General features: G+C 71.5%; 6 protein-coding genes. All 6 read right to left on the bottom strand.

Annotated elements, in window-relative coordinates:
- Positions 1-119: 119 nt before the first annotated feature.
- Positions 120-1,484, bottom strand: a complete 1,365-nt coding sequence (gene glmM, locus ACFV6D_RS07255) for a phosphoglucosamine mutase (RefSeq protein WP_063348982.1) — start codon at positions 1,482-1,484, stop codon at positions 120-122.
- A 165-nt stretch (positions 1,485-1,649) separates the two neighbouring features.
- Entirely contained in the window at positions 1,650-2,180 is a 531-nt protein-coding gene (rpsI, locus tag ACFV6D_RS07250) for a 30S ribosomal protein S9 (protein WP_107452914.1), read from the bottom strand.
- Between the two features lie 33 nt (positions 2,181-2,213).
- Entirely contained in the window at positions 2,214-2,657 is a 444-nt protein-coding gene (rplM, locus tag ACFV6D_RS07245; protein WP_063348980.1) for a 50S ribosomal protein L13, read from the bottom strand.
- Positions 2,658-2,892: 235 nt separating this feature from the next.
- Positions 2,893-4,551 carry an ABC-F family ATP-binding cassette domain-containing protein gene (locus ACFV6D_RS07240; protein ID WP_063348979.1) on the bottom strand — a complete coding sequence of 553 codons (1,659 nt, stop codon included), beginning with the start codon at positions 4,549-4,551 and terminating at the stop codon, positions 2,893-2,895.
- A gap of 41 nt (positions 4,552-4,592) precedes the next feature.
- Positions 4,593-5,504 carry a tRNA pseudouridine(38-40) synthase TruA gene (truA, locus tag ACFV6D_RS07235; RefSeq protein ID WP_244293441.1) on the bottom strand — a complete coding sequence of 304 codons (912 nt, stop codon included), beginning with the start codon at positions 5,502-5,504 and terminating at the stop codon, positions 4,593-4,595.
- Between the two features lie 76 nt (positions 5,505-5,580).
- Positions 5,581-6,054, bottom strand: coding sequence for a 50S ribosomal protein L17 (gene rplQ / locus ACFV6D_RS07230; protein ID WP_063348978.1), 474 nt, complete (start codon positions 6,052-6,054; stop codon positions 5,581-5,583).
- Positions 6,055-6,198: the final 144 nt, after the last annotated feature.

The following is a 6,198-nucleotide window of genomic DNA, read 5'->3' as shown; positions in this document are numbered from 1 at the left end:
CGCTCACCCCCTCCGCGGGGCCGCAAAACCCCCCCCCGCGGGGCCCGCGCTCCACTCACCCCCCCCCCCGCCCCGCGGGCGCCCGCGGGGGGGGGGGCCCCCCTTCCGTCGTGCCGGGCTCAGCCCAGGTGCGTCCGCACGGCCTCGGCCAGCCGCTGCGCGACGGACTCGGCCTGCACCGGGTCGGCGGCCTCGACCATGACCCGGACCAGCGGCTCGGTGCCGGACGGGCGCAGCAGCACCCGGCCGGTGGAGCCCAGTTCGGCCTCGGCCTCGGCGACCGCGGCGGCCAGCTCGACGCTGGTGTTCACCCGGCTCTTGTCGACGCCCTTGACGTTGATCAGCTGCTGCGGCAGACGGGTCATCACGGCGGCCAGGTCGGCCAGCGGCTGCTTGGTGCTGGCCAGTCGGGCACCCAGCATGAGGCCGGTCAGGGTGCCGTCGCCGGTGGTGGCGTGGTCGAGCAGGATGACGTGGCCGGACTGCTCGCCGCCCAGCGCGAAGCCGTGCTCCTTCATCGCCTCCAGCACGTAGCGGTCGCCGACGGCGGTCTCCACCAGGTCGACGCCCTCGCGCTCCATCGCCAGCTTGAAGCCGAGGTTGGACATCACGGTGGCCACCGCGGTGTTGCGGCGCAGGGTGCCGGCGTCCTTCATCGCGACGGCCAGGATGGCGATGATCTGGTCGCCGTCCACCTCGTTGCCGTCGGCGTCGGCGGCCAGGCAGCGGTCGGCGTCGCCGTCGAGGGCGATGCCGAGGTCGGCGCGGTACTCCGTCATGGCGGCCTGCAGCCGGTCCAGGTGGGTGGAGCCGACGCCGTCGTTGATGTTGAGGCCGGTGGGCTCCGCCCCCAGGGTGTGGACGACCTCGGCGCCGGCCCGGGCGAAGGCCTCGGGGGCGACGTAGGCGGCCGCGCCGTGGGCGCCGTCGATGACGACCTTGATGCCGTCGAGGCGGTTGGGCAGCACGCCGATCAGGTGGGCGACGTACTTGTCGAAGCCCTCGGTGTACTCGCGCACCCGGCCGACGGCGGCGCCGGTCGGCCGGTTCCAGTCCTCGCTGCCGAGCGTGTGCGTGCGGTAGTGGGCCTCGATCGCGTCCTCGATGCGGTCGTCCAGCTTGTGGCCGCCGCGGGCGAGGAACTTGATGCCGTTGTCGGGCATCGCGTTGTGGCTGGCGGAGAGCATCACGCCGAAGTCGGCGCCGAGCGCGCCGGTGAGGTACGCCACGGCCGGGGTCGGCAGCACGCCGACCCGGAGCACGTCGACGCCGGCGCTCGCCAGGCCGGCGATGACGGCGGCCTCCAGGAACTCGCCCGAGGCACGCGGGTCCCGGCCGACCACCGCGACCGGCCGGTGGCCCTCGAAGGCGCCGGCCTCGCCGAGCACATGGGCCGCCGCGACCGACAGCCCGAGCGCGAGCTCGGCCGTCAGGCCCACGTTGGCCACCCCGCGCACGCCGTCCGTACCGAAGAGTCGTCCCACTGTCCCGTCCTCCATCACCACTGCTCGGAACCCAACCGATGGCACCCGGCCGCCGCACGATAGCCGGGGAACACGTCGCCCCGGAGTACACGTGGTACTCCGGGGCGACGGTTCGCGCAACCAGGGGGTGCGCCGCCAGGGCGGGCCGCACCCCCAGGGGCGCGATTAGCGCTTGCTGTACTGCGGCGCCTTGCGGGCCTTCTTGAGACCGGCCTTCTTGCGCTCGACGGCGCGGGCGTCACGGGTCAGGAAGCCGGCCTTCTTCAGCGCGCCGCGGTTGTTGTCCACGTCGGCCTCGTTCAGGGCACGGGCCACGCCGAGGCGCAGCGCGTAGGCCTGGCCGGAGACGCCGCCACCGGAGATGCGGGCGACGACGTCGTAACGGCCGTCAAGCTCGAGGAGCTTGAAGGGCTCGTTCACGGTCTGCTGGTGCACCTTGTTGGGGAAGTAGTTCTCCAGGGTGCGACCGTTGATCTTCCACTGGCCGGTGCCGGGGACGATGCGCACGCGGGCGATCGCCTCCTTGCGACGGCCGAGGCCGGCGCCCGGGATGGCCTCGCCGAAGCGGCCGGCCAGCGACTCGGAGGTGTACTCGCCCTCGGAGGTGTACTCGCCCTCGACAGCCTCAACGGCCTCGTCGAAGTCGACCTCAAGGGTCTCGGTGGTTTCAGTGGTCTCGGCCACGGTGTTCCTCAGCTCTTTTCAGTGTTGGGGGGCTTGGTGGCCGAATTACTGCGCGACCTGGGTGATCTCGAACGGCACCGGCTGCTGGGCAGCGTGCGGGTGCTGGTCGCCCGAGTAGACCTTCAGCTTCGAGAGCATCTGGCGGCCCAGGCTGTTCTTGGGGATCATGCCCTTGATGGCCTTCTCGACGGCCTTCTCCGGGTTGTTCGCCAGCAGGTCGTCGTAGCGCACCGACCGCAGACCACCCGGGAAGCCAGAGTGGCGGTAGGCCAGCTTCTGGGTCTTCTTGTTACCGGACAGGTGCACCTTGTCGGCGTTGATGATGATGACGAAGTCACCAGTGTCAACGTGCGGCGCGTAGATCGCCTTGTGCTTACCCCGGAGGAGGTTGGCGGCCTGGGAAGCCAGGCGGCCGAGCACGACGTCGTTCGCGTCGATGACGTGCCACTGACGCTGGACGTCGCCGGGCTTGGGGCTGTACGTACGCACGGTCGTATGCCTTCGCTTTTCAGTGAGTGAGTCCTGACAGGAGCACCTGGGACGGCAGAGCAGCCTGGTCAACCTTGGACGCAATTCAAGGGGGACCGCTGGTCGTCGAACCTGATGTCTCCGGCGTACCGACCTCTCACGTGAGATAGAGCGAGCCAATACGCACATCAAGCGTCCAGGTTACCGGGCGGGCGGGTGGGGGTCAAAAATCGGCTTCCCCCACCCCCGCCGTCACTCAGCGTTCGCGCTCCACCCGGCTGACGTCCCAGACCGGCTCGGGCGACTCGTAGACCCGGCCGTCGGCGCCGAACACCAGGTAGCGGTCGAAGGTCTTGGCGAACCAGCGGTCGTGGGTGACGCACAGCACGGTGCCGTCGAAGGCCTCCAGCCCGGCCTGCAGCGCCTCAGCGCTGTCCAGGTCCAGGTTGTCGGTCGGCTCGTCGAGCAACAGGGCCGTCACGCCGGAGAGTTCGAGCTTGAGGATCATCAGCCGGGCCTGCTGCCCACCGGACAGCGACTCGAACTTCTGCTCCTCCTGCCGGTCCAGCTCGTAGCGGCGCAGCGCGCCCATCGCGGCGCTGCGGCTGAGCGCGTGCTCCTCCTCGACGATCGAGCGCACCGTCCGGCCGAACAGCTCCGGGTGGGCGTGGGTCTGCCGGAAGTGACCGGGGACGACCCGGGCGCCGAGCTTCCAGGTGCCGGTGTGCGCGACGCTCTCGTCGCCCGCCAGCAGCCGCAGGAAGTGCGACTTGCCGGAGCCGTTGGAGCCGAGCACGGCGACCCGCTCGCCGTAGAACACCTCCAGGTCGAAGGGCTTCATCAGGCCGGTGAGCTCCAGCTGCTCCACGGTGAAGGAGCGCACGCCGGTACGCCCGCCCTTGAGCCGCATGGTGATGCTCTGCTCGCGCGGGGGCTCCTCCGGGCGGCCGGCCTCCTCGAACTTCTTCAGCCGGGTCTGGGCGGCGGCGTAGCGGGTGGCGAGCGCGTGGCTGACGGAGGCCGCCTGGCGCAGGGTGACGACCAGCTTCTTGAGCTTGGCGTGTTCCTCGTCCCAGCGCCGGCCCAGCTCCTCGAAGCGCGCGAAGCGGTCCTTGCGGGCCTCGTGGAAGCTGTCGAAGCCGCCGCCGTGCACCCAGACGCTGCTCCCGGCCGCGCCGGACTCGACGGCAATGATCTTGTCGGCGGCCTCGGAGAGCAGCTCGCGGTCGTGCGAGATGAACAGGACGGTCTTCGAGGTGGCCTTGAGGGCCTCCTCCAGCCAGCGCTTGCCCGGGACGTCCAGGTAGTTGTCGGGCTCGTCGAGCAGCAGCACCTCTTCGGGGCCGCGCAGCAGCGCCTCCAGGACGAGCCGCTTCTGCTCGCCGCCCGAGAGGGTGTTCAGGCCGCGCCACTGGGCCTTGTCGAAGGGCATCCCGAGGGCCGCCATGGTGCAGACGTCCCAGTCGGTCTCGTAGTCGTAGCCGCCGACGTCGGCCCAGTCGGAGAGCGCCTGGGCGTAGGCCATCTGGGTCTTCTCGTCGTCCTGGGCGATCATCGCCAGTTCGGCGGCGTCCACCGCGCGGGCGGCGACGGCGATCCGCGCGGGGGCGACGGACACCAGCAGGTCGCGGACCGAGGCGTCCGGCGCCAGCGCGCCCGGGGTGGCCCGCTCGTCCTCGCGGCCGGTGGTGCCGACGAACTGGCGCATCACGCCGAGCCCGCCGCTGATCGTCACCGTGCCGCCGTGCGGCTGGAGGTCCCCCGCGATCATCCGCAGCAGGGTGGTCTTGCCGGCCCCGTTGGCGCCGACCAGGGCGACCGCGGCGCCCTCACCGACCCGGAAGGACGCGTCGTCGAACAGCACCCGCCCGTCCGGCAGGTAGTACTCCAGGTGCGAAATCTCGACGTGTCCCATGCGGACGATTGTCCCAAGCCGATGCGCCTGGCCCAAACGGATTACCCGACGGGCGGCTGACCGGGCAGTGTGCGCAGCCGCCTGGCCTGGCGGTTCCGCTCGGCGAGCTGGTCGTCCGGCGGGTAGCCGACTTCCTCAAGGGTGAGCCCGTACGGCCGGATCACGTTGACGGCCGAGTTGCGGACCCCGCCGGCCAGCACCTCGCCGGGGAACTCCACCGGCCGGTGCCCGTCGCCGACCAGCAGCATCGCCCCGACCAGCGCCCGGACCATGTTGTGGCAGAACGCGTCGGCGCGGACGGTGGCGACCGCCAGCGAGCCCTCCTGGGCGGCGTAGGAGTCCACCGGGACGCGGTCCCAGTGCAGCTCCAGCAGGGTGCGGATGGTGGTGGCGCCCTCGCGCTTCTTGCAGTACGCGGCGAAGTCGTGCTCGCCGAGCAGCAGCTTCGCGGCCTCGTTCATCCGGTCGACGTCCAGCGGGCGGTCGTGCCAGAGCACGTGCCCGCGCAGCAGCGGGTCGACCCCGCCGGGGTGGTCGGCGACCCGGTAGGCGTAGCGGCGCCAGATCGCCGAGAAGCGGGCGTCGAACCCGGCCGGCGCCTCGCCGACCCGGTAGATCCGGATGTCCCCGGGCAGCCGGCCGGCCAGCCGGCGCATCAGCTTCTCGCGGTGCGCCTCCCACAGCTCGGCCGGCAGGTCGACGTGCGCGACCTGGCCGCGGGCGTGCACCCCGGCGTCGGTGCGCCCGGCCACGGTCAGCGGGAACAGCTCGGGGCTGCGGGTGACGATCTGCAGCGCGCTCTCGATCTCCTCCTGGACCGTCCGGCGGCCGCCGCGCTGGCGGGCCCAGCCGGAGAACTCGGCGCCCTGGTAGGCGAGATCGAGCCGGACCCGGACGCACCCGTCGGCCGGGCCGTCCTTCACCGGCGGCTGCTCGGCGCAATCGTTGACCACAATCCACTCCAGACAGAAGGAACGGGCCCGCTCCCCCACGGATGGGAGAGCGGGCCCGCGACCACACCTAGCGGTGTCAGGCCTGCTCGGCCTCGACGGCCTCGTCGGCCTTGGCCTCGACCTTGGCGTCGGCCTCCTTGACGGCGCGCTTGGTGGCGCCCTCGGCCTCGCCGACGGCGGTCTGCGCGACGGTCAGCGCCTCGACCAGCTCGATCACGGCCATCGGGGCGTTGTCGCCACGACGGGGACCGATCTTGGTGATACGGGTGTAACCACCCGGGCGGTTCTCGTAGCGCGGCGCGATCTCGGTGAAGAGGGTGTGCAGCACGGCGATGTCGGTGATCGTCTTGCGCACCAGGCGACGGTTGTGGATGTCGCCCTTCTTCGCCTTGGTGATCAGCTTCTCCGCCAGCGGGCGCATCCGACGGGCCTTGGCCTCGGTCGTGGTGATGCGGCCGTACTGGAACAGCTCCCGGCACAGACCGGCGAGCAGCAGCGGCTCGTGGTGCGGGCCGCCGCCGAGGCGGGCACCCTTGGTGGGACGCGGCATGGATGACTCCTTGAATCTCCGACTACGGCCGTATCAGGTACCGCAGCGGGCGTGCGGGCGCCCGGGGCAGCCGCCCGAAGAAAAGGCGCCGGGCGCGGGGGCGGGTGCCACCCCCCGCCCCCCCACGCAGTATATAGAGATAGA

The organism is Kitasatospora sp. NPDC059812 (genome assembly GCF_042732075.1).
In the GTDB taxonomy this organism is placed as follows: domain Bacteria; phylum Actinomycetota; class Actinomycetes; order Streptomycetales; family Streptomycetaceae; genus Kitasatospora.
Note: the sequence above shows the minus strand (reverse complement) of the source record. Positions and strands in the feature narration are given on the sequence as shown.

Coding starts and splice junctions, on each gene's coding strand:
- rplQ (WP_063348978.1), bottom strand. CDS start 6,054: ATGCCGCGTCCCACCAAGGGTGCCCGCCTCGGCGGCGGCCCGCACCAC.
- ACFV6D_RS07240 (WP_063348979.1), bottom strand. CDS start 4,551: ATGGGACACGTCGAGATTTCGCACCTGGAGTACTACCTGCCGGACGGG.